Here is a 19,097-nt window from a genome sequence, read left to right on the forward strand (position 1 = left end):
CTTACAATATGCGCCACCGGTTATGCTGCACGGCGCGCGCAACAGGAGCATACTCATGAAAAAATCAAGGATATATGTCCTGGCAGGCTTGCTTGCCTGTCTGGCGGTTCCTGGCGCTGCGGTTGCTGCAGATAAATTTCCATCCGAAGTGGTCAAGCTCGTAGTGCCTTATCCGCCGGGCGGCCCTACCGATGCGTTGGCACGCCGGCTGGCACAGGGCGCCGGGGAAAAACTGGGTACCACGATCGTGGTTGAAAACAAGGCTGGGGCCAATGGCAATATCGGCGCCGAGTATGTGGCGCGCGCCAAGCCTGACGGCTATACCATTATGTTCGGCACGTCCGGGCCGCTGGCGATCAACAGCAGCATGTACAAAAACCTCGGGTACCAACCGGAAACAAGCTTTACACCGATCATGAAAATCGGCCATTTGCCCAACATTCTTGTCGTCAATCCCAAGGTCCCGGTAAAAAATGTACAGGAGCTGATTGCCTATGCCAAGGCCAACCCCGATAAGGTGACCTATGCTTCCTCTGGTACCGGGGCGTCGTCTCATCTGGCAGGCGTGTTGTTCAATACCATGGCTGGCACGCGTATATTGCATGTGCCATATAAAGGGACGGGACCGGCGCTCAATGACTTACTGGGCGGACAGGTTTCCATGGCCTTTACCGATGTTCTGACTGCGTTGCCGCATATTCGCGAACACAAATTGAATGCCTTGGGGCTGGCTGCAGGGCAGCGTTCCAAGGCGCTGCCCGAGCTGCCGACCATTGCGCAGCAGGGGCTGGACGGCTACGACGTCAGTGTCTTTTTCGGCATTGTCGGACCGGCAGGCATGTCCGATCAGGTTGTCTCATCATTGAACGAAGCGTTCAAAAGCGCCATGGCAGAACCCGACATTCAGGCTACCCTGGGTAGCCAGGGCATTGTGCAAGCAGACCAAAAGACGCCCGAAGAGCTGGCCCAATTTATTCACAGTGAAGTGAAAAAGTGGCACGACGTCATCACCAACGCATCCATCAAACTCGATTGATTATGACCGAATCACAGACCCTTACTCCTCCAGCCTCGCTTACTGGCATTCGCGTTGTCGACCTGACACGGGTACTGGGCGGGCCGTACTGCACGCAGATTCTGGCTGATCATGGCGCAGAGGTGCTCAAGATCGAGCCGCCGACGGGCGACGAAACGCGAGGCTGGGGACCGCCGTTTATCGACGACACGGCAGCCTATTTCATGGGCGTCAACCGTAACAAGAAAGGCCTTGTCGCCGATTTGTCTACCGAGGACGGACAGCATTTTCTGCGCGAGCTGTTGTCGCAGGCGGATGTTCTGATTGAAAACTTCAAGCCTGGGACACTGGAAAAATGGGGGCTTGGCAAGGATGCGCTGCAAAAGGAATTTCCGCAGCTTATCCATTGCTGCATTAGCGGCTTTGGTGCGGATGGCCCGCTGGGGGGCTTGCCCGGCTATGATGCCTGCGCCCAGGCTTTGTGTGGATTGATGAGTGTTAATGGAGAAAAGGGCGGCGCCCCGACGCGCGTGGGTCTGCCAGTAGTCGATATGGTGACGGGCCTGAACGCGGCCATCGGGGTGCTTCTTGCCGTGAACGAGCGCCGAACCAGCGGCCAGGGACAATATCTGGATATTTCTCTATTCGATTGCGCCGTCTCGCTGCTGCACCCGCATGCGCCCAATTATTTTGCCAGCGGCAAGGTGCCCGGCCTGACCGGCAATGCACATCCGAACATCGCCCCATATGAAAGTTTTCCCACCGCCAGCGGCGAGTTATTTCTGGCCGTCGGCAACAACCGGCAATTTGCAACGCTGTGCAAAGTGCTCGAGCGCCCTGATATTGCCCAGGACGCGCGTTTTATCGATAATGCCCAACGGCTGGCGCATCGACAGATTCTACATGAGACACTGTGTGCAGTGCTGGCGGTGCATCAGGCAGCCGGGCTGGCCGATAAGCTGATGAAGTCTGGTGTGCCCGCTTCGCCGATAAACAACGTGGCTCAACTGCTGGCGCATCCGCACACCAATCATAGAAAGATGGTGATTGAGCAGGGCAGCTATCGCGCCATTAATACACCTATCAAACTGTCGCGCACGCCTGCACAATTTCGGTCACTCCCCCCGGGCTTTGGTGAGCATAACCAGGAGTACGGCGTAAAGTGATTTGTTCAAACACGGTTTAAATCGCACCGTCTGGTTACGGTTTTGCGGATAGTGTAATATTGATTTGACAGGCTTTGCCCGGGCGCCAATCACGCTTGCGCCGCAGCAGGCTCGCCAATATTCAATTTAATACGACACAACGAGACAGACATGACATACAAAACCCCTCTTGACGATATTTTCTTCAACCTTAAGGATATGGGCCTGCTTGAACAGGTGCTGGCCCTGCCAGGGTATGAGGAAATCAGCGACGATATTGTTGACGCTGTATTGCATGAAAACGCAAAATTCGTCCAGGAGGTGGTGGCGCCAACCAACCGGGATGGCGATCAGCAAGGTGCCAAATGGGATAACGGCAAAGTTACCACGCCAGCCTCGTTTGCCCAGGCGTTCAAGGCGTTCGCCGAAGGCGGCTGGCAGGGTTTGCAGCATTCACCAGAGCTCGGAGGTCAAGGTTTTCCGAAACTGATATCGGCCGTTATCTCCGAAAACCTGAACGCGGCCAATCTGGCCTTTGCCTTATGCCCGTTGCTCACAGACGGCTGCGTCGAGGCCATCACGCAGGCGGGCAGCGAGCAGCTCAAGCAGACGTTTATACCGCCCATGCTTGAAGGGCGGTGGACCGGCACCATGAATCTGACCGAGCCCCAGGCGGGCTCCGATCTGGCATTGCTTACTACCAAGGCTATTGCCCAGGGCGACGGCACCTACCGCATCAGTGGTCAGAAAATTTTCATCACTTATGGTGAACATGATCTGGCGGAAAATATCGTGCATCTGGTCCTGGCCCGTACCCCTGACGCACCCAAAGGCGTCAAGGGCATTTCCCTGTTCGTGGTGCCCAAGTTCCTGGTCAATGACGACGGTTCCCTGGGCAAACGCAACGACGTCTGGTGCGCCTCCATCGAAGAGAAGCTGGGCATTCATGGCAGTCCTACCGCCGTGCTTTTGTACGGCGCCGACAAAGGCGAGGTGGGCGAGGGCGCCATCGGGTATCTGGTCGGCCAGGAAAACTACGGGCTGCAATATATGTTCATCATGATGAACGCAGCCAGATACAACGTGGGCATCCAAGGTATATCCGTATCCGAGCGCGCGTTGCAGCAGGCCCGCGCCTATGCGGCCGACAGGGTGCAGGGCAATGCGCTGGAAGGCTCGGCCGGGCCGGTCACCATCGACCACCATCCGGATGTGCAGCGCCTGCTGATGACCATGCGCGGCCTGACCGAAGGTGGTCGCGCCGTGGCGCTGTTCGCGGCCATGTGCAATGATGTCGCGCATCAGCACGCAGATGAAAAAACAGCTGATTTGCATCGTGCCCAGTATGAATACCTGGTTCCCATCGTCAAAGCCTTCAGTACCGAAAACTCGGTCGAAGTGGCTTCATTGGGCATGCAGGTGCATGGTGGAATGGGTTACATTGAAGAGACCGGCGCGGCCCAGTATTATCGCGATGCCCGAATTTTGCCCATATATGAAGGGACGACCGCCATCCAGGCCAATGACTTTATCGGGCGCAAAATCCTGCGTGACGGCGGCGCAGTCAGTCGCGGCTTTATCGCCGCCATGTGTGACACGGTTAATGCGCTGAATCAGCACCAGGATGATCCGGCACTTGCCTTTATTGGTACGCAGCTGGAAGTGGCAGTCCAGGCCTATCAGAATGCCCTGGATGCCACGCTTGAGTTCGCTGCCAGGGGACAGATGCGCAGTGCGTTTGCCGGGAGCGTGCCGCTTCTTATGCTTGCCGGTTATGTACATGCTGGCTGGCATCTGGCTAACGCTGCGCTCAAAAGCCGTGAGCGACAATCGGATATTCATCGGCAGAAACAGGCCACTGCGGTATTTTATGCCGCTCATCTATTGCCCAGAGCACTGTCATTGTCATCTGCAGTCAAGGCGGGCGACAATGTGCAGGAAGCATTTTCAGCCGTATTTTCCTAATACGCATGAGTGCCGCAGTTTTGTTTTAATATGCAAATTGGGTATATCAAAATTATTATTTATTCTTTTAGGGAATAAATAATCTTTGCCATAATCCCGGTATACAGTCCGATGCATTGCATCGGACATTCCCCACGCTTACCAAGGAGATACCATGAGCACAACACTGCGTTTGGGCGATACCGCCCCCGATTTTGAACAGAATTCGTCCACTGGCCCCATCAAGTTTCACGAGTTTCTGGGCGACAGCTGGGGTGTTCTGTTTTCTCACCCGGCCGACTTCACGCCTGTTTGCACCACCGAGCTTGGTTATACGGCAAAGCTGGCCGACGAATTTGCAAAGCGTAATGTAAAAGTACTGGCTGTCTCTGTAGATGATGCCGATTCACACAACAAATGGATCGAAGACATCAACGATACGCAGAATACAACAGTGAATTTTCCGATTCTGGCCGATGATGATCGCAAAGTGTCTACGCTTTACGACATGATCCATCCCAACGCCAGCGCAACGGTCACTGTACGCTCTGTATTCATTATTGATCCGGCAAAGAAAATTCGCCTGACCATTACTTACCCGGCCAGTACCGGCCGCAATTTCAATGAAATCCTGCGCGTTATTGATTCATTGCAACTGACCGATTCCCATAGCGTGGCCACGCCGGTCAACTGGGTAGACGGCGATGACGTAATCATTGTTCCGTCATTGAAAGATCCTGAGGTGCTGAAACAGAAATTCCCCAAAGGTTTTACAGAAGTACGCCCCTATTTGCGTACGACGCCACAGCCAAATAAATAATCGGCCCTGTGGGCATGTTCTGATTGTGCTTTGTCACAGCCAGAACGCCTCACCTTCCTTTGGGCGGTGATTCGACAAAAAAGCCATGACGGTTCAAGTCATGGCTTTTTTACATGTGGCCAAGGCGTTCATGCTGCCGCATCCAGGGACCATGGCTTTTCGGGCCCAGGGAGGCACCTCTCGGTAAAGCGGTACTCGTCTAAAGAGGGCATGTCTGTTTGGCAACCGTGGTGGCCGCAAGTGATATGGATCAGTTGATTGGCAGCGCCACAGGTTTTGCGCGGGCAGAGTAGGGACGAGGGGACTTTTAATCTTCTGATGTAAAAGAAGAAAATATTTTTGGGGGTGTGATATCGAAGATGGAATACAACACAGGGGTGTAACGGGCTGAAATTGCGCTTGCAAAATATACTGTATGGATATACAGTATGACTTATCGCAATGCATAGTCGCGATATAACTAGATTAGGGTCCTAGTTATCGCCTGCCCGCCGTTGAATGTGGTTCCAGTTTGGTGTTTTCCAGCATTCAGATTGTCATTCGGCCCGGGCGGGCACCTCTTAACTCTTGGAGAATTCATCATGACAACCCAAATTCGCAAGCCCGGTGCCCCTTCTGCTTCAACTATATCAGCCTGCCGTCAGTTCGACCAGTCCTTTGCTACGCTTTATCGTAAAAAAAGCAGCAAAATACAGCGCAGCAGTCATGTGCTGGCCGATATTTGCATGGTGGCCGCTTGGTTTGCATTAATTCCGGTTATGAATCTTTTGGGTACGGCAGCCGGTCTGGCTTAATGGCCATATCGTTACGGCGTCAAGGACGGGGCCGGGAGCTGCATATCGCCAATCGATTATATTGCTGATCGACCGCCGCCGCTTCCCAAACATACCGTTGCTTCCTTGTTGTTTCTTTGCCGTTTTCCATATATCACGGTTTTGCATACACCTCGGTCTTCTAAATCGTCGGTTCACCTACAGCGTTTTATCCTATCTATCGCTGTGTCCATAGGCTGCGGTTAGCAGGCTGTTACTCTCGTAAAAACCGCCGTTTAAATAACACCGTTGCGGGCCGGTCGTCGCCTGCCCTGGGTTGTCCTCAGGCGGTGTTGCACCCCGGTGGCCTCGCGCACAGCATGCGATGGCGCGGGGCGACGAAGCTGGTTTTGCTGGGGTTTTGTTGCTTTTTTATTGAATTCAATAACTTAAGCGCAATTGTTTACGCAAAAAGGGCCAGATTGCTGGTCAGCTTATCTCTAATAAGTTATACTTGCGAGTTCTATTTATCCTCTGTCGGCGAACGCACCTGAATGGGTCGGTGCAATCACAAATAATGTGACGTTATTCTAAACAGCCGTTCATGATGAACCGGAGTCTATTATGAATCTTATCGAAAAACTCGAGCAGGAAGAAATCCAGCGTCTGACTGGTGGCACTCCTGTTACTGAATTTGCACCCGGCGACACCGTTGTGGTTAGCGTGAATGTAGTTGAAGGCACGCGTAAACGTACTCAGGCGTACGAAGGCGTGGTCATTGCCAAGCGCAACCGCGGTCTGAATTCTGCTTTCATTGTCCGCAAAATTTCTTCAGGCGAAGCCGTTGAACGGACATTCCAGCTGTATTCTCCACAAATTGCATCTATCGTCGTTAAACGTCGCGGTGATGTACGTCGTGCGAAACTGTATTACCTGCGCAATCGTTCTGGTAAAGCTGCGCGTATCAAAGAAAAATTGGTACGCAAGGCCGATAAACAGGCAACTGCATAAGCGGTTTTCAGTTACTGCTTTATCCAGTTTTACCCTGTTGGCGTCGCCAGGTGTCTTATGGTGGCGTAAATGGGTTGAAAAAAGCCGGCATTGCCGGCTTTTTTCAATGGGCGTTTATCACGCCTTCCAGTTTCATTTTGTTCCGGATGGACAGCAGCGATGCTTACGTGCCGTAAAATGGACATGTTGATAACTATAATCGATTCCATAGGACACTGTTTTGACTGAACCACTAAGAAAGCCTATTACGCCCGGTTTTGACGTGCAGGCACAAAAATGGACGGTGGCCAATGAGAACCTGCACGCTATTTCTCCTTCTGTGCTGACGGCTTCGCTCATCGAGCGCGCCTTTGATCATGGGCTGGTCTGGTCTGCCGATGCGCTGGTTCACCAATGGAACGAAGCAAAAATCATTCAATACCAGTCAGAGTCCTATATTGACTCTGCGGTACTTATGCCTCTGGTAAAGCGCGATGATGAAATTTTCGTGCTGTTGACCAAGCGCTCTGAAAAACTGTATCACCACCCGGGGCAGGTCAGTTTCCCCGGCGGACGGGTAGAAGAGGGCGATATCAATCCACAGCACACAGCATTGCGGGAAACCTTTGAAGAAATTGGTGTGCCTACGCAGGCGGTTACGATGCTCGGTCAATTGCCGGAATTTTATACTGGCACGGGCTTTCTGCTGCGCCCCTACGTTGGCTGGCTCGCTAATACGGTTGAAATAAAAACTGACCAGGTGGAGGTCGCAGAAGTCTTTCAGGTGCCACTGGCGTTTCTGATGGATCCGGCCAATCATCGTCTGCATCATGCCATCGCCCCGGACGGCAATGAAAGATATTATTACTCCATGCCCTGGAACGGTTATTTTATTTGGGGTGCCACTGCAAACGTGATCAGAAATTTCTACCATCGCCTGTTGGCCGTGGTTCAGGCCTGATCTGTCCAGTTTTGCCTTCAGTGAAAATATTCCCAAATGAGTGAGAATGCAATTTCATTGTTGGAGTCAAGATGTCATAAACGAAACTTGCCGGTTTGCATGGCGCTAATGATCATCTCAAGCGTCTCCTGTCGGGTTTTGCCGTCAACAGACAGAACATGGTGTTCCAGTTCGCCGAGCAAAGAAAACTGTTGATGCAGGGCAGCGATAGGTTCTGGGTCTGTCAACGTGTCGTTACCACGTTGCTGACAGCGAGCGATTGCCAGCGCTAACGAAGGGCGCAGGACAATGTAATGTACAGGCGTGGCAATCGTCTGGAAAGAAGGTAAAAACCATGGGCCGATAATGCCATCAACAACAACAAAATAGCCGCCATGCGCATAGCTTTGCGCCACGCCAGAGAGCGCGTTCATGACTACATTGTTTTGTATATGCGCACTGGGCAGATAGGGCGCAATGGCGCCATTTTTGATGAAGCGCCAGAAATCGTCGGTATGCAGGTGAACCTTTGCAGACCCTGCTTGTTCGGTCAGGGCCAGCGCAGCGGTTGTTTTTCCTGAGCCGGGTGGCCCAGTAAGAATTAGAATTTCGCCAGCGTGTTCCATAACAATTCCGTTTGCATGCAACCGCTTCCGATTTTCGATGACGGTTGACGGTGTTTTGCTGCTTTGAAAATAGTCAGGCCAATTGTGAAACAAAATCGAGATATTTGCATTCATTGTGCAATTCCGGCAGGATGCAAATTCCCAATTGATGTAAAAAAGTTAAATCAAGACAGCCATTTTACTGAATTTTCAGCAGGGCATAATGACCGGGATTCGGGGTAACGCCGTTCAGGGCCAGCGCCCCGATGTCACTGGCTCTGCTAATGCTACTTTGCACGCGCAAACTCAGCGGCGGCAGGGTATATTCAATATTTCTGCGGTGCGGTCGACTCGGCTAAGATACGCAAGTAAAGTTCATGCCGCTTGATGCTGATTAACCCCTGTTCTTTGGCAGCCAGCACACCGCAGCCGGGTTCGTGCCGATGTGTGCAATTGTAGAATCGGCAATTCTGGCTGTACGGGCCAAATTCGGGAAAGCCCTGCTCAACTTCTGTCTGGCCCAGGTGTTTCAGGCCAAAGGCCTGGAAACCCGGGGAATCGATCAGATCCCCTCCTGCATCGGGCAGGTGGTACAGGCGCGACGAGGTTGTTGTATGTTTACCGGTGCCCAGCGCAATGGAGTGCGCTTGCGTATCAGCGCGAGCTTCCGGAACCAGGATGTTCAAAATACTGGATTTTCCCATACCGCTCTGGCCAAGCAGCAGGCTGGTTTTGTCTGCCAATAGCGGCAAAAGACTGTCACGCAACGCCTGCGGCTGCAGGGTGCTGGTTTCAATAATGCGCACGCCCAATGCGCTCATATCCGAGAGCAGGGCGCGTGCACGCGGCAGGCTTTCGGTCAGATCGCATTTGTTCAGAATAATGACGGGCGTGATGTCGGCGCTGAATGCGCCAGCCAGTGCGCGCCCGGTCAGGTCTTCGGAAAACAGCGGCTCGACTGCGATCACAATCAGCAACTGATCGACATTGGCGGCAAATTGCTTGGCTCGCATTTCATCTGAGCGGTACAGTAAATTGCGCCGCTCGTGCACTCGTTCAATCCGTCCCTCGTCCTGCCCCTGGGGTTCAATGTCTACATAGTCGCCAACACAAATGCCGGTTTTCTTGCCACGCGTATAGCATTGACGCAGCTGTCCGTCGTCCAGCTCCACCTGATAATGACGGCCGTGAGCGGCAATAACGCGCCCGGCCATCATCCGTTTGTTGCCTGCAACTCTTGAAGCCGCCGAATGCGTAAGGAGGCCGGAGGATGGCTGTCGTAAAACGCCGAATGCACAGGGTCTGGCGTCAGGGTCGACGCGTTGTCATTGTAAAGCTTGACCAGCGCAGAAATCAGTGCCTCGGAGCTGGCCTGTGTGTGTGCGTAATGGTCGGCTTCGAACTCGTCCTTACGGGAAAAGAAGCTGAATATAGGGGCAAAGAAGAATGTGAAGACAGGCATCGCCATAAAGAACAGCAGCAGCGCCATGGCGTCATTGGAACCATTGATGACAGGGGAAACGCCCAGCCCCTGGTAGAACCAGATCTGGTTTTTCAGGAAACCCAGCACCGCAAAAAACACCAGCGCCAGCAAAAAACTGAAAATCATGCGTTTTTGCACATGCTTATGGCTGAAATGCCCCAGTTCATGAGCCAGTACGGCTTCGATCTCTTCAGGGTTCAGTTTGCCCAGCAGGGTATCGAAAAAAACAATCCGGCGTGATTTGCCAAACCCGGTGAAATAGGCATTGCCATGGGCTGAGCGCTTGGAGCCGTCCATGACAAACAGCCCCTTGAGGGCAAAGTGGCAGCGCAGCGCCAGATTGTTGATGCGATCGGCCAGTTCGGGATTGTCCAGTGGCGTAAATTTATTGAAAAGCGGGGCAATCCAGGTCGGAAATACAAACAGAATGAATGCGTTGAACGCCACCCACACCATCCATGCCCAAAGCCACCACAGGGGCCCGGAGGCCGCCATCAGCCAGAGCGTGACAGCAGCCAGCGGCAGGCCCAGCACCACGCTGACCAACAAGCCCTTGATCGTGTCGTTTACAAACAGGCCCAGTGTCATGCGGTTAAAGCCGAATTTCTGTTCCAGTCTGAATTGCTTCCACAAGCTAAAGGGCAGTTGCAGCGCGCCGGAAATCAACAGGACTGAACCCAGCAGCAGAATCTGGCGCCAGAAATCGTTGGGAATAATGCTGATCAGAAACCCATTGATCATTTGCAGGCCGCCAAGCAGGGTGAAGGCGATGAGCACCATTGCGTCAAAGACCCGCCGGGTCACGGACAGTTTCATGCGCTCGACCGTGTAGTCGGCGGCGCGCTGGTGACTTTGCAGCCCGATTTTTTCGGCAAATTCGTCCGGCACCCTGGCGCGATGGCGCGTAACATGGCGTGCCTGACGGCTTGCCAGCCACAAATGGGTGATCGTCTCTAGAAGAAGGAAAAGGACAAATAAAAGCGTAAACGGGGTTGGGGACATTTCTATTGTGTGCTCTGTGCGAAAATAATGTTTCTGAACAATAAGGATCGAAAATGGCGGTAAATGATCTGCGACTGGTATGGCTGGACATGGAAATGAGCGGCCTTGATCCCGAAAAAGAACGTATTCTGGAAGTGGCTGTTGTGGTCACCGAACCTGATCTCACGCTGGTAGCGGAAGGCCCGGTTCTGGTTATCCACCAATCCGATGAGGTTCTGGCGGGCATGGATAAATGGAATACATCCACCCATGGCCGCAGCGGCCTAACCGAAAAAGTGCGCACCTCTGTACTCACCGAAGAACAGGCGGAAGACATCCTGCTCGAGTTTCTTGCGCCGCTGGTACCCAAAGGCGCGTCGCCGCTTTGCGGCAATACGATCAGTCAGGACCGGCGTTTCATGTACAAGTACATGCCGCGCTTCGAAAGCTACTTTCATTACCGCAATCTGGATGTAAGTACGCTTAAGGAACTGTCCCGTCGCTGGAAACCAGAGGTCTACAAAGGATTCGACAAGAAGAGCCGGCACGAGGCACTGGCCGATATTTACGAATCCATTGATGAACTCAAGTACTACCGAGAACATTTTATCAAGCTTTAGCACTTCACGGTGAAATGCCCATGGCTAACGAAGTCACGCTGCCTGCAGCGATTGCCGGTATCGGTACAGATCTGATCCATATCCATCGAATCGCCCAGGCGTACGAGCGCTTTGGCGATCGTTTTGTCGTCCGGATTCTGGGGCCGCAGGAGCGGGAGAAGTTTCTGCGCAGACACGCGCGTGACCCCGAGCGCGGAATTCGCTTTCTGGCGACCCGCTTTGCCGCCAAAGAGGCATTTTCCAAGGCAATCGGGCTGGGCATGCGAGCGCCCATGACGTGGTCGCGCATGCAGACGCTCAATGCGCCCAGCGGACAGCCGCTGGTGGTGCTGGCTTCACCCTTGAAAGACTGGTACGAATCACGCTTCGGACCGGCCCATATTTCCCTGACCGATGAATCCGATCTGGCCATGGCCTTTGCCATGGTGGAACGTAAACCGGTTTAACCAACCTGTTGCCCAACACCCAAAAAGGAGTCCAGGTGCCTGTTGCCCAATCCCGTCCTGCCCGCCGATCTGCTCGATCTGCCGCCACCGCAACCGCTGCTCGGCAAATGCCTGGCCCGGTGATGCTTGATGTTGCCGGCCACCGCCTGACCAGTCAGGAACGGGATCGCCTGGCGCATCCACTGACCGGTGCAGTTATCCTGTTTGCCCGCAATTACGAAAACCCCCGGCAACTAGCCGAGTTGACTGCACAAATTCACGAAGCCAGAGATGAACCGCTGCTGATTGCAGTTGATCATGAAGGTGGGCGGGTACAGCGGTTTCGCGATAACGGTTTTACGCAACTGCCATCCATGCAGGATCTGGGCCGTTATTGGGAGCGTAACCCGCTGCAGGCCATGCGCGCCGCGACCGAGATCGGTTATGTCCTGGCCGCCGAATTGCGCGCCTGCGGCGTCGATTTCAGCTTTACACCGGTTCTGGATCTGGACTATGGCGTGAGCAAGGTTGTTGGCACCCGTGCCTTTCATCGTGATCCGCGGGTTGTTGCGATGCTGGCGCGTGCCCTGATTCAGGGTTTGAGTCTGGCCGGCATGCGTTCCTGCGGCAAGCATTTTCCCGGCCATGGTTTTGTCGATGCCGATTCTCATGTCGCCATTCCGGTAGATGAGCGGGATCTGGAGCAGATCATGGCAGACGATGCCATGCCTTATGACTGGCTGGGCGCACCGGTGCTGTCGGCCGTGATGCCGGCACATGTCATCTATCCCAAGGTGGATGCCTTGCCTGCCGGTTTTTCCAAAGTATGGGTGCAGCAAATATTGCGCCAGCGCCTGAAGTATGATGGCGTGGTTTTTTCGGACGACTTGACCATGCAAGGGGCATCGGTTGCCGGCGACATCACGGCCCGCGCCGAAGCGGCACTATCTGCCGGATGTGATATGGTATTGGTATGCAACCGTCCCGATCTGGCCGATACTGTGCTCTCCTGCCTGAAAGTCGCGCCGTCGGCCTCATCGGTTTCCCGAATCCGTGCCCTGAAGCCGGCTGTGCCGTTCATGGACTGGAATACCTTGCAATCAGACTCACGATATCAGTATGCCCGAGACTTTCGATCTCAAATCCTTTCTGAGTGACCTGCCGCATCTGCCTGGCGTTTACCGTCATCTGGATGCGGAAGGCACGGTATTGTATGTCGGCAAGGCCCGGGATCTGAAGAAACGCGTTTCTTCCTACTTTCAGAAAACGCCTGACAGCCCGCGTATTGCGCTAATGGTCGCACGGGTCTGGCGCGTGGAAGTCACGGTGACACGTTCGGAGGCCGAGGCGCTGATCCTGGAAAACAACCTGATCAAAAGCCTGCGGCCGCGTTACAACATCCTGTTTCGTGACGATAAGTCGTACCCGTACCTGATGATCAGTGCGCATGACTATCCGCGGATTGCGTACTATCGTGGCATTACCAGTCGCAAGGGACGTTTTTTCGGGCCATATCCGAATTCCTGGGCCGTACGCGAAACCATACAGATCCTGCAGAAGGTCTTTCGCCTGCGCACCTGTGAGGACACCGTTTTTGCCAATCGCTCGCGACCCTGTCTGCAGTATCAGATCGGACGGTGTACTGCGCCTTGCGTCAACTTTATCGACGAAGAAGATTACAAGCGTGATGTGCAGCAAGCCGTGCGTTTTCTGGATGGCGAGGCCGACGACGTGGTTAACGACCTGCAGGCACGCATGCAGCAGGCCTCTGACCAACTGCGTTTTGAGCAGGCCGCCGCGTTGCGGGACCAGATGCATGCATTGGCAACCGTACTGCATCAGCAATCGATGGAAGAGGTGGACAAGACCGATGTCGATATCATTGCCGTGGCGCAGGCAGCCGACAAGGCGTGTGTCAACCTGGCCATGGTGCGCGGTGGCCGGCATCTGGGCGACCGCTCGTTTTTTCCGACGCAGGCCGATGGTGAAAGTCGCGCCGATGTGATGACGGCGTTCATTGCGCAGCATTATCTGGAAAATCCATTGCCGCCGGTGCTGGTATGCTCCGAGGCATTGGCAGATGAAAATCTGCTGGCGCTGCTCAACGAGCAGCAGCCATCCCGGATCAAAACCCGTTTGCAGACGCGCCCGCAGGGGGTACGCCGTACCTGGCTGGATCAGGCTTTGCGCAATGCCGAGTTTTCCCTGGCGCGCACGCTTTCCGAGTCGGTCTCGCGTGCTGCGCGCACCCGTGCGCTGGCCGAGCTGCTGCAACTGGATACCGATGATGAATCGCTCGATGCGTTGCGCATCGAATGCTTTGACATCAGTCATACCGCTGGCGAGGCAACTCAGGCATCCTGTGTGGTATACCACCATCATGATATGCAGCCTTCTTTGTATCGTCGTTATAACATCGCCGGCATCACCGAAGGAGATGATTACGCGGCAATGCGCCAGGTGCTGATCCGCCGCTTTTCCAAGGTGGCAGACGGCGAGGCGCCGCTACCGGAAGTGGTGCTGATTGACGGCGGCAAGGGACAAGTGGAAATCGCCCGCCAGGTTTTTGTGGAATTTGGCCTGGATACCCGTGTGATTGTCGGGGTGGCCAAGGGGGAAGGGCGCAAGGTCGGCCTGGAAACCCTGGTGTTTACGGACGAACGCGAGTCGGTGGCGCTTGGGTTGGGATCGGCTGCGCTGATGCTGGTGGCTCAGGTACGTGATGAAGCCCACCGGTTCGCCATCACCGGCATGCGGGCGCGCCGCGCCAAGGCCAGAAATGTGTCGCGACTGGAGGAAATCGAAGGCGTGGGCGCTAAACGCCGACAAAAACTGCTTGCGCGCTTCGGCGGATTTTCCGGCGTGGCAGCGGCAAGCATCGATGACTTGCGTTCGGTAGAAGGTATTTCCAGGGAACTTGCGGAACGCATCTATGAATCTTTGCGTTAGTGGTAGGATTACACATAATGCCTCCGCCGTATTTTGTGTATTAAAGCCCTATGCCACTGAACATACCTATTATCCTGACCTGGATGCGGATCGCCATGATTCCGCTGGTCATTGCGCTTTACTATCTGCCACTGAACTGGATTGACGTTCCTTTGCGCGACACCATCGGTGCGCTGGCCTTTATTTTTGCGGCGCTGACAGACTGGTTTGATGGCTGGCTGGCGCGGCGCTGGAATCAGACATCATCATTTGGCGCCTTTCTGGACCCGGTCGCAGACAAACTTATGGTGTGCGCGGCCCTGTTGATCCTGCTTGACCTGAACCGGCTTGATTCCTTTATTGCACTTATCATTATCGGACGTGAAATAACCATTTCGGCGCTGCGCGAATGGATGGCAACCATCGGCGCGCGCGATAGCGTGGCGGTGCATTGGCTGGGTAAATTCAAAACCGCTGCGCAAATGACCGCCATTCCCTGCCTGCTGTTTTATCAGGATTGGCATGCGATTCCGTTTGCGCCCATCGGAACAGTACTGGTCTATATTGCTGCCATTCTGACGATCTGGTCCATGTTCTACTACATGAAAAAAGCCTGGCCCATCATCAAGCAGCAGCAAAACTGACTGGTTTTTTCTGGCATATTAATCCGGCTATCACAGGTATCATATGACTTCGCAGGTTCTGACTTCTTCAAGCAGGGCTCCCAATGCAGATGGGGATCCACGCGACTGGAAGGTGATTGCGCTGATTGGGCTGCTGCATGGCGGTTCGCATTTTTATCAACTGGTGTTGCCGTCACTGTACCTGTCGCTCAATCGTGATTTTGGCTATAGTTTTGCAGAACTCGGCTTTCTGGCCACGGTATTTTTTGTAGTCTCGGGTGTCGGACAGGCCTCATCAGGCTTTGTCGTAGACCATCTGGGCGCGCGCCCCGTATTGCGTTTCGGATTGGCCTGTATGGTGATCTCTGCGTTGCTGATTGCAGTCGCGGACGCCTATTGGGTTTTTATCATTGCTGCTTTTATTGGCGGGGCCGGCAATTCGGTCTTTCACCCGGTCGATTTTTCCATTATCAATCAGAATGTAAGCCAGCGGCGTCTGGGCCATGCTTTCAGTATTCATGGCGTCTCAGGCAACCTGGGCTGGGCACTGGCGCCAATCTTCATTACCTTTTTTATTGTTCAGACCGGCTCGTGGCGCTTTGCTGCGGCCGCCGCAGCTGTCGTGCTTTTTGCCCTGTTTCTGGCAACCTTTCTCGGGGCGTCGCTGCTGGCTACGCCGGCGGCGCAGACCGATACCAAGAGCGATAAACATACCGATAAGCAGGCCCAGGAACGCCCCCGGGCTGCTGAACCGGGCTTTGCCGCCAAGCTGCGCCTACTGTTAAAAAACCCGGCGCTGTGGGGCGCATTCCTGTTCTTTGCATTTACCTCCGGCTCAATGTCGTCGGTACAGAATTTCACCATTCCCATTCTTGGATCGCTTTATGGCATTGGCAAGGAATGGGCCAGTTCCGCGCTTTCGCTGTATATGGTTTCAGCGGGTGTAGGGCTGCTTATTGGCGGTTTTCTGGCCAGCAGCACCGACAGGACCGAACGCATTGTGGCCGGCTCGCTGGCAACCTCGGGGCTGGTTTTCATTTTGCTGGCCATGGGCATGCTTCCCTCCGGGCTGGCAGTAGCCGGGCTGTGTGTGGCCGGATTCCTGAGCGGCATGGCTGGACCGTCCCGCGATATGCTGGTTCGACGTGTTACGCCCAAAGGCGCCCTTGGCTCCGTTTACGGTCTGGTCTATTCCGGCATGGATGTGGGTTCTGCTTTGGGACCCGTCGTATATGGCTTTATGCTGGATCACCAAACGTATCGTGGTCCCTGGCTGGTGTCCGGTCTGGCGCTGTTTGGCGCGGTGTTGGCGGCGCTCTGGGTTGCCCATTGCGCCCGCAGGCAGCAGCAAGTGAGCTCTGTTGCCCAGGGCAGTGCGGCATGAGCGCCTGAATCGCCAGGCGTCCCCATGCATCCTGGTGGCTTTGATGCCGGATTTCAACCTGCTTCAGACTGCCTATAAGCCAAAAGCCAACCTTTGCACAGGCGGTCATTGGCAGACAGGCAATTGACCTGCGGGCATTCTGGCGTATACTGGTCAGATCATCCTTGGATATAGCGTCAAGGCGACAATATATTCATACTGGCAATCACTTGTTTCATCCAAGGCGCCAACATGCGCGCCGTTACATTTTCAGGGAGGCTCCCATGATGACAAATGTCAAGCTAAGCGTTAAACGATTGGCTGGATACGGCCTGGCCCTGGCGGCGCTCCTGTTTGTGTTTTCCCTGTATACCAATCCGGACCTGTACGTGTCTGTCTCCAATCTTTTCTGGTCCTGCTTCGGGGCTATTTAGTAAACACCATCGCCACTGTTTGCCATGCGTCGTTCTCGGCCGAATGTGAACGCAATGCCGTGTTCCCGGTTCCCTGATCATGCGCCCATGCGCAGCTTCCCTGGGGCACCTGTCGGTAAGCTGTGGATCCTGTCGCGCGCACATATCCGCGTACGCATGCGTACTTATTTGCTTGGCACCTCGCATATGCTGGCTGTTAACAGCCAGGACAAGATCAGCGGCCGGCACCACATCAAGGTTTCCAAATTCAGCGATGCTGCGGGTGTCGTTGCGCCGGGACAGCAAGGAGCCGACAGATTCTATGGGAAAAGCATCAGGCGATGCGAGCCAGTGCATGAGCTGCGTGTAATCGCGATAGATTTCACATTATGATATTGTCATTTCACAACATGAATTTTGCATGTTGCAGTCGCAAATTTTATATTTCATTATCGCAAATTTGATTTCATAATATAAAATAAAAATTATAACTATATGATTTATATAAATATAATAATTAGTCTTATATAAGATATAAGTGTATATTGCACTGCGGTCTTCAGATAGAATTTTCTCCATGGATCTTTTTTTATATACAGGAGTAAATCATGTCAAAACGCGAAACTGCCATCCGTAACCTGCAAAAAGAGTGGGCAGAAAATCCACGCTGGCAGGGTATCAAACGAGGCTACGGCGCCGAGGAAGTGATCAAGCTGCGTGGTTCCCGGCAGAACGAATACACACTGGCCCGTACCGGCTCAGAAAAGCTGTGGGACTTGCTCAACAATGAGCCTTTTGTTAATACACTGGGCGCGCTGACCGGCAACCAGGCGATGCAACAGATCAAGGCGGGCCTCAAAGCGATCTACCTGTCGGGCTGGCAGGTCGCCGGCGATGCCAATATTGCAGGTGAAATGTATCCGGACCAGTCGCTGTATCCTGCAAACTCGGTTCCTTCCGTGGTTCGCCGCATCAACAATTCGCTGACACGTTGTGACCAGATTCAGTGGATGGAAGGCAAGGAAGAGGGTGACGATGGCTATATTGACTACTTTGCGCCGATCATTGCCGATGCAGAAGCCGGGTTCGGCGGTGTACTGAATGCGTTCGAGCTGATGAAATCCATGATCGATGCCGGTGCTTCAGGCGTTCACTTTGAGGATCAGTTGGCTTCGGTTAAAAAATGCGGCCATATGGGCGGCAAGGTATTGGTGCCAACGCGTGAGGCTGTTGCCAAATTGGTATCTGCCCGCCTGGCAGCGGACGTCATGGGCGTACCCACCGTGTTGCTGGCGCGTACCGATGCGGATGCCGCTGATCTGATTACCAGCGACGTTGATGAGAACGATCAGCCGTTCCTGACCGGCGAGCGCACACCCGAGGGCTTTTTCCGCACCAAACCTGGTTTGGACCAGGCTATTTCGCGCGGGCTGGCCTACGCGCCGTATGCCGATCTGCTGTGGTGCGAGACCTCAACGCCGAATCTGGATGATGCGAAAAAATTTGCCGAAGCGATTCACAAACAATTCCCGGGCAAACTGCTGGCCTATAACTGCTCGCCATCCTTTAACTGGAAAAAGAACCTGGACGACGTGACCATTGCCAAATTCCAGCGCGAACTGGGTGCCATGGGCTACAAATTCCAGTTCATCACCCTGGCCGGTTTCCATGCGCTGAACTATGGCATGTTTGAACTGGCTCATGGTTATGCACGCAATCAGATGAGTGCATTTGTCGAGTTGCAGCAGAAAGAGTTTGCGGCGGCCGAGCTGGGCTTTACTGCTGTTAAACATCAGCGTGAAGTGGGTACAGGCTATTTTGACGCGGTTACCCAGACAATCGAAGGGGGCCGCTCTTCGACAACCGCGCTGACCGGCTCTACCGAAGAGGCCCAGTTCTCTCACGGTTGATGGTGCAACTGGCCCGGTACGGTTGCTGGTTTGACCGGATCGGGTATAGCACGTTGACGATACGCTAATAAAAAAGGCCACCGGATTGACTATGCCGGTGGCCTTTTTGTTGCTGGGCGCATGCCATCGTTGACTACAGA

At 54.0% G+C, this 19,097-nt stretch carries 19 protein-coding genes; 16 read left to right on the top strand and 3 right to left on the bottom strand.

Annotated elements, in window-relative coordinates:
- Positions 1-55: 55 nt before the first annotated feature.
- The 7 genes from EV681_RS19465 to EV681_RS19495 all read left to right on the top strand — a co-directional run bounded on the left by EV681_RS19465 (position 56) and on the right by EV681_RS19495 (position 7,627).
- Positions 56-1,036: a Bug family tripartite tricarboxylate transporter substrate binding protein gene (locus tag EV681_RS19465; protein ID WP_130304913.1), complete on the top strand. Its 981-nt coding sequence runs from the start codon at positions 56-58 to the stop codon at positions 1,034-1,036.
- A gap of 2 nt (positions 1,037-1,038) precedes the next feature.
- On the top strand, positions 1,039-2,181 hold the full coding sequence (locus EV681_RS19470) for a CaiB/BaiF CoA transferase family protein (protein WP_128396175.1): 1,143 nt from the start codon (positions 1,039-1,041) through the stop codon (positions 2,179-2,181).
- A gap of 150 nt (positions 2,182-2,331) precedes the next feature.
- The gene (locus EV681_RS19475; protein ID WP_130304914.1) at positions 2,332-4,125 is read left to right on the top strand and encodes an acyl-CoA dehydrogenase; all 1,794 of its coding nucleotides are present in this window, start codon (positions 2,332-2,334) and stop codon (positions 4,123-4,125) included.
- 154 nt (positions 4,126-4,279) lie between these two features.
- Positions 4,280-4,924 (top strand): peroxiredoxin, encoded by a 645-nt coding sequence (locus EV681_RS19480; protein WP_128396177.1) that lies wholly within the window; start codon positions 4,280-4,282, stop codon positions 4,922-4,924.
- A 581-nt stretch (positions 4,925-5,505) separates the two neighbouring features.
- The gene (locus EV681_RS19485; RefSeq protein ID WP_128396178.1) at positions 5,506-5,718 is read left to right on the top strand and encodes a hypothetical protein; all 213 of its coding nucleotides are present in this window, start codon (positions 5,506-5,508) and stop codon (positions 5,716-5,718) included.
- Positions 5,719-6,300: 582 nt separating this feature from the next.
- Positions 6,301-6,687, top strand: coding sequence for a 50S ribosomal protein L19 (gene rplS / locus EV681_RS19490; RefSeq protein WP_128396179.1), 387 nt, complete (start codon positions 6,301-6,303; stop codon positions 6,685-6,687).
- Positions 6,688-6,907: 220 nt separating this feature from the next.
- Complete coding sequence (locus tag EV681_RS19495; protein WP_128396180.1) at positions 6,908-7,627, top strand: NUDIX hydrolase; 720 nt, start codon at positions 6,908-6,910, stop codon at positions 7,625-7,627.
- Positions 7,628-7,701: 74 nt separating this feature from the next.
- On the opposite strand, the gene EV681_RS19500 is transcribed toward EV681_RS19495, so the two are convergent.
- The 3 genes from EV681_RS19500 to EV681_RS19510 form a co-directional block, all read right to left on the bottom strand.
- Positions 7,702-8,232, bottom strand: a complete 531-nt coding sequence (locus EV681_RS19500; RefSeq protein WP_130304915.1) for an ATP-binding protein — start codon at positions 8,230-8,232, stop codon at positions 7,702-7,704.
- A gap of 305 nt (positions 8,233-8,537) precedes the next feature.
- The gene (gene rsgA, locus EV681_RS19505; RefSeq protein ID WP_130304916.1) at positions 8,538-9,428 is read right to left on the bottom strand and encodes a ribosome small subunit-dependent GTPase A; all 891 of its coding nucleotides are present in this window, start codon (positions 9,426-9,428) and stop codon (positions 8,538-8,540) included.
- Positions 9,425-10,696 (bottom strand): M48 family metallopeptidase, encoded by a 1,272-nt coding sequence (locus EV681_RS19510; RefSeq protein ID WP_128396182.1) that lies wholly within the window; start codon positions 10,694-10,696, stop codon positions 9,425-9,427. The genes rsgA and EV681_RS19510 overlap by 4 nt, the downstream gene beginning before the upstream one ends.
- A gap of 53 nt (positions 10,697-10,749) precedes the next feature.
- Between EV681_RS19510 and orn the strand changes: the two genes are divergently transcribed.
- From orn to aceA, 9 genes are all read left to right on the top strand, one after another.
- Entirely contained in the window at positions 10,750-11,295 is a 546-nt protein-coding gene (orn, locus tag EV681_RS19515; RefSeq protein ID WP_128396183.1) for an oligoribonuclease, read from the top strand.
- Positions 11,296-11,315: 20 nt separating this feature from the next.
- The gene (gene acpS, locus EV681_RS19520) at positions 11,316-11,741 is read left to right on the top strand and encodes a holo-ACP synthase (RefSeq protein ID WP_128396184.1); all 426 of its coding nucleotides are present in this window, start codon (positions 11,316-11,318) and stop codon (positions 11,739-11,741) included.
- 107 nt (positions 11,742-11,848) lie between these two features.
- Entirely contained in the window at positions 11,849-12,877 is a 1,029-nt protein-coding gene (gene nagZ, locus EV681_RS19525) for a beta-N-acetylhexosaminidase (RefSeq protein ID WP_128396345.1), read from the top strand.
- On the top strand, positions 12,840-14,669 hold the full coding sequence (gene uvrC, locus EV681_RS19530) for an excinuclease ABC subunit UvrC (protein WP_130304917.1): 1,830 nt from the start codon (positions 12,840-12,842) through the stop codon (positions 14,667-14,669). Before nagZ ends, uvrC begins: the two co-directional genes overlap by 38 nt.
- A gap of 50 nt (positions 14,670-14,719) precedes the next feature.
- Positions 14,720-15,292: a CDP-diacylglycerol--glycerol-3-phosphate 3-phosphatidyltransferase gene (gene pgsA / locus EV681_RS19535; RefSeq protein ID WP_128396186.1), complete on the top strand. Its 573-nt coding sequence runs from the start codon at positions 14,720-14,722 to the stop codon at positions 15,290-15,292.
- A gap of 43 nt (positions 15,293-15,335) precedes the next feature.
- Complete coding sequence (locus EV681_RS19540; RefSeq protein ID WP_165393146.1) at positions 15,336-16,655, top strand: MFS transporter; 1,320 nt, start codon at positions 15,336-15,338, stop codon at positions 16,653-16,655.
- A 263-nt stretch (positions 16,656-16,918) separates the two neighbouring features.
- Complete coding sequence (locus EV681_RS22580; RefSeq protein ID WP_165393142.1) at positions 16,919-17,068, top strand: hypothetical protein; 150 nt, start codon at positions 16,919-16,921, stop codon at positions 17,066-17,068.
- 87 nt (positions 17,069-17,155) lie between these two features.
- Entirely contained in the window at positions 17,156-17,440 is a 285-nt protein-coding gene (locus EV681_RS19545) for a hypothetical protein (RefSeq protein WP_128396187.1), read from the top strand.
- 215 nt (positions 17,441-17,655) lie between these two features.
- A complete protein-coding gene (gene aceA, locus EV681_RS19550) occupies positions 17,656-18,957 on the top strand; it encodes an isocitrate lyase (protein ID WP_130304918.1) in 1,302 nt (433 codons plus the stop codon).
- The last annotated feature ends 140 nt before the right edge of the window (positions 18,958-19,097 follow it).

This window comes from Advenella incenata (assembly GCF_004217095.1).
Taxonomy (GTDB): Bacteria; Pseudomonadota; Gammaproteobacteria; order Burkholderiales; family Burkholderiaceae_B; genus Advenella; species Advenella incenata.

Coding starts and splice junctions, on each gene's coding strand:
- EV681_RS19540 (WP_165393146.1), top strand. CDS start 15,336: ATGACTTCGCAGGTTCTGACTTCTTCAAGCAGGGCTCCCAATGCAGAT.
- EV681_RS19545 (WP_128396187.1), top strand. CDS start 17,156: ATGCGCAGCTTCCCTGGGGCACCTGTCGGTAAGCTGTGGATCCTGTCG.
- EV681_RS19510 (WP_128396182.1), bottom strand. CDS start 10,696: ATGTCCCCAACCCCGTTTACGCTTTTATTTGTCCTTTTCCTTCTTCTA.
- nagZ (WP_128396345.1), top strand. CDS start 11,849: ATGCCTGGCCCGGTGATGCTTGATGTTGCCGGCCACCGCCTGACCAGT.
- uvrC (WP_130304917.1), top strand. CDS start 12,840: ATGCCCGAGACTTTCGATCTCAAATCCTTTCTGAGTGACCTGCCGCAT.
- EV681_RS19470 (WP_128396175.1), top strand. CDS start 1,039: ATGACCGAATCACAGACCCTTACTCCTCCAGCCTCGCTTACTGGCATT.
- orn (WP_128396183.1), top strand. CDS start 10,750: ATGGCGGTAAATGATCTGCGACTGGTATGGCTGGACATGGAAATGAGC.
- EV681_RS19480 (WP_128396177.1), top strand. CDS start 4,280: ATGAGCACAACACTGCGTTTGGGCGATACCGCCCCCGATTTTGAACAG.
- EV681_RS19485 (WP_128396178.1), top strand. CDS start 5,506: ATGACAACCCAAATTCGCAAGCCCGGTGCCCCTTCTGCTTCAACTATA.
- EV681_RS19475 (WP_130304914.1), top strand. CDS start 2,332: ATGACATACAAAACCCCTCTTGACGATATTTTCTTCAACCTTAAGGAT.
- aceA (WP_130304918.1), top strand. CDS start 17,656: ATGTCAAAACGCGAAACTGCCATCCGTAACCTGCAAAAAGAGTGGGCA.
- pgsA (WP_128396186.1), top strand. CDS start 14,720: ATGCCACTGAACATACCTATTATCCTGACCTGGATGCGGATCGCCATG.
- EV681_RS19465 (WP_130304913.1), top strand. CDS start 56: ATGAAAAAATCAAGGATATATGTCCTGGCAGGCTTGCTTGCCTGTCTG.
- EV681_RS22580 (WP_165393142.1), top strand. CDS start 16,919: ATGATGACAAATGTCAAGCTAAGCGTTAAACGATTGGCTGGATACGGC.
- rplS (WP_128396179.1), top strand. CDS start 6,301: ATGAATCTTATCGAAAAACTCGAGCAGGAAGAAATCCAGCGTCTGACT.
- acpS (WP_128396184.1), top strand. CDS start 11,316: ATGGCTAACGAAGTCACGCTGCCTGCAGCGATTGCCGGTATCGGTACA.
- EV681_RS19500 (WP_130304915.1), bottom strand. CDS start 8,232: ATGGAACACGCTGGCGAAATTCTAATTCTTACTGGGCCACCCGGCTCA.
- rsgA (WP_130304916.1), bottom strand. CDS start 9,428: ATGATGGCCGGGCGCGTTATTGCCGCTCACGGCCGTCATTATCAGGTG.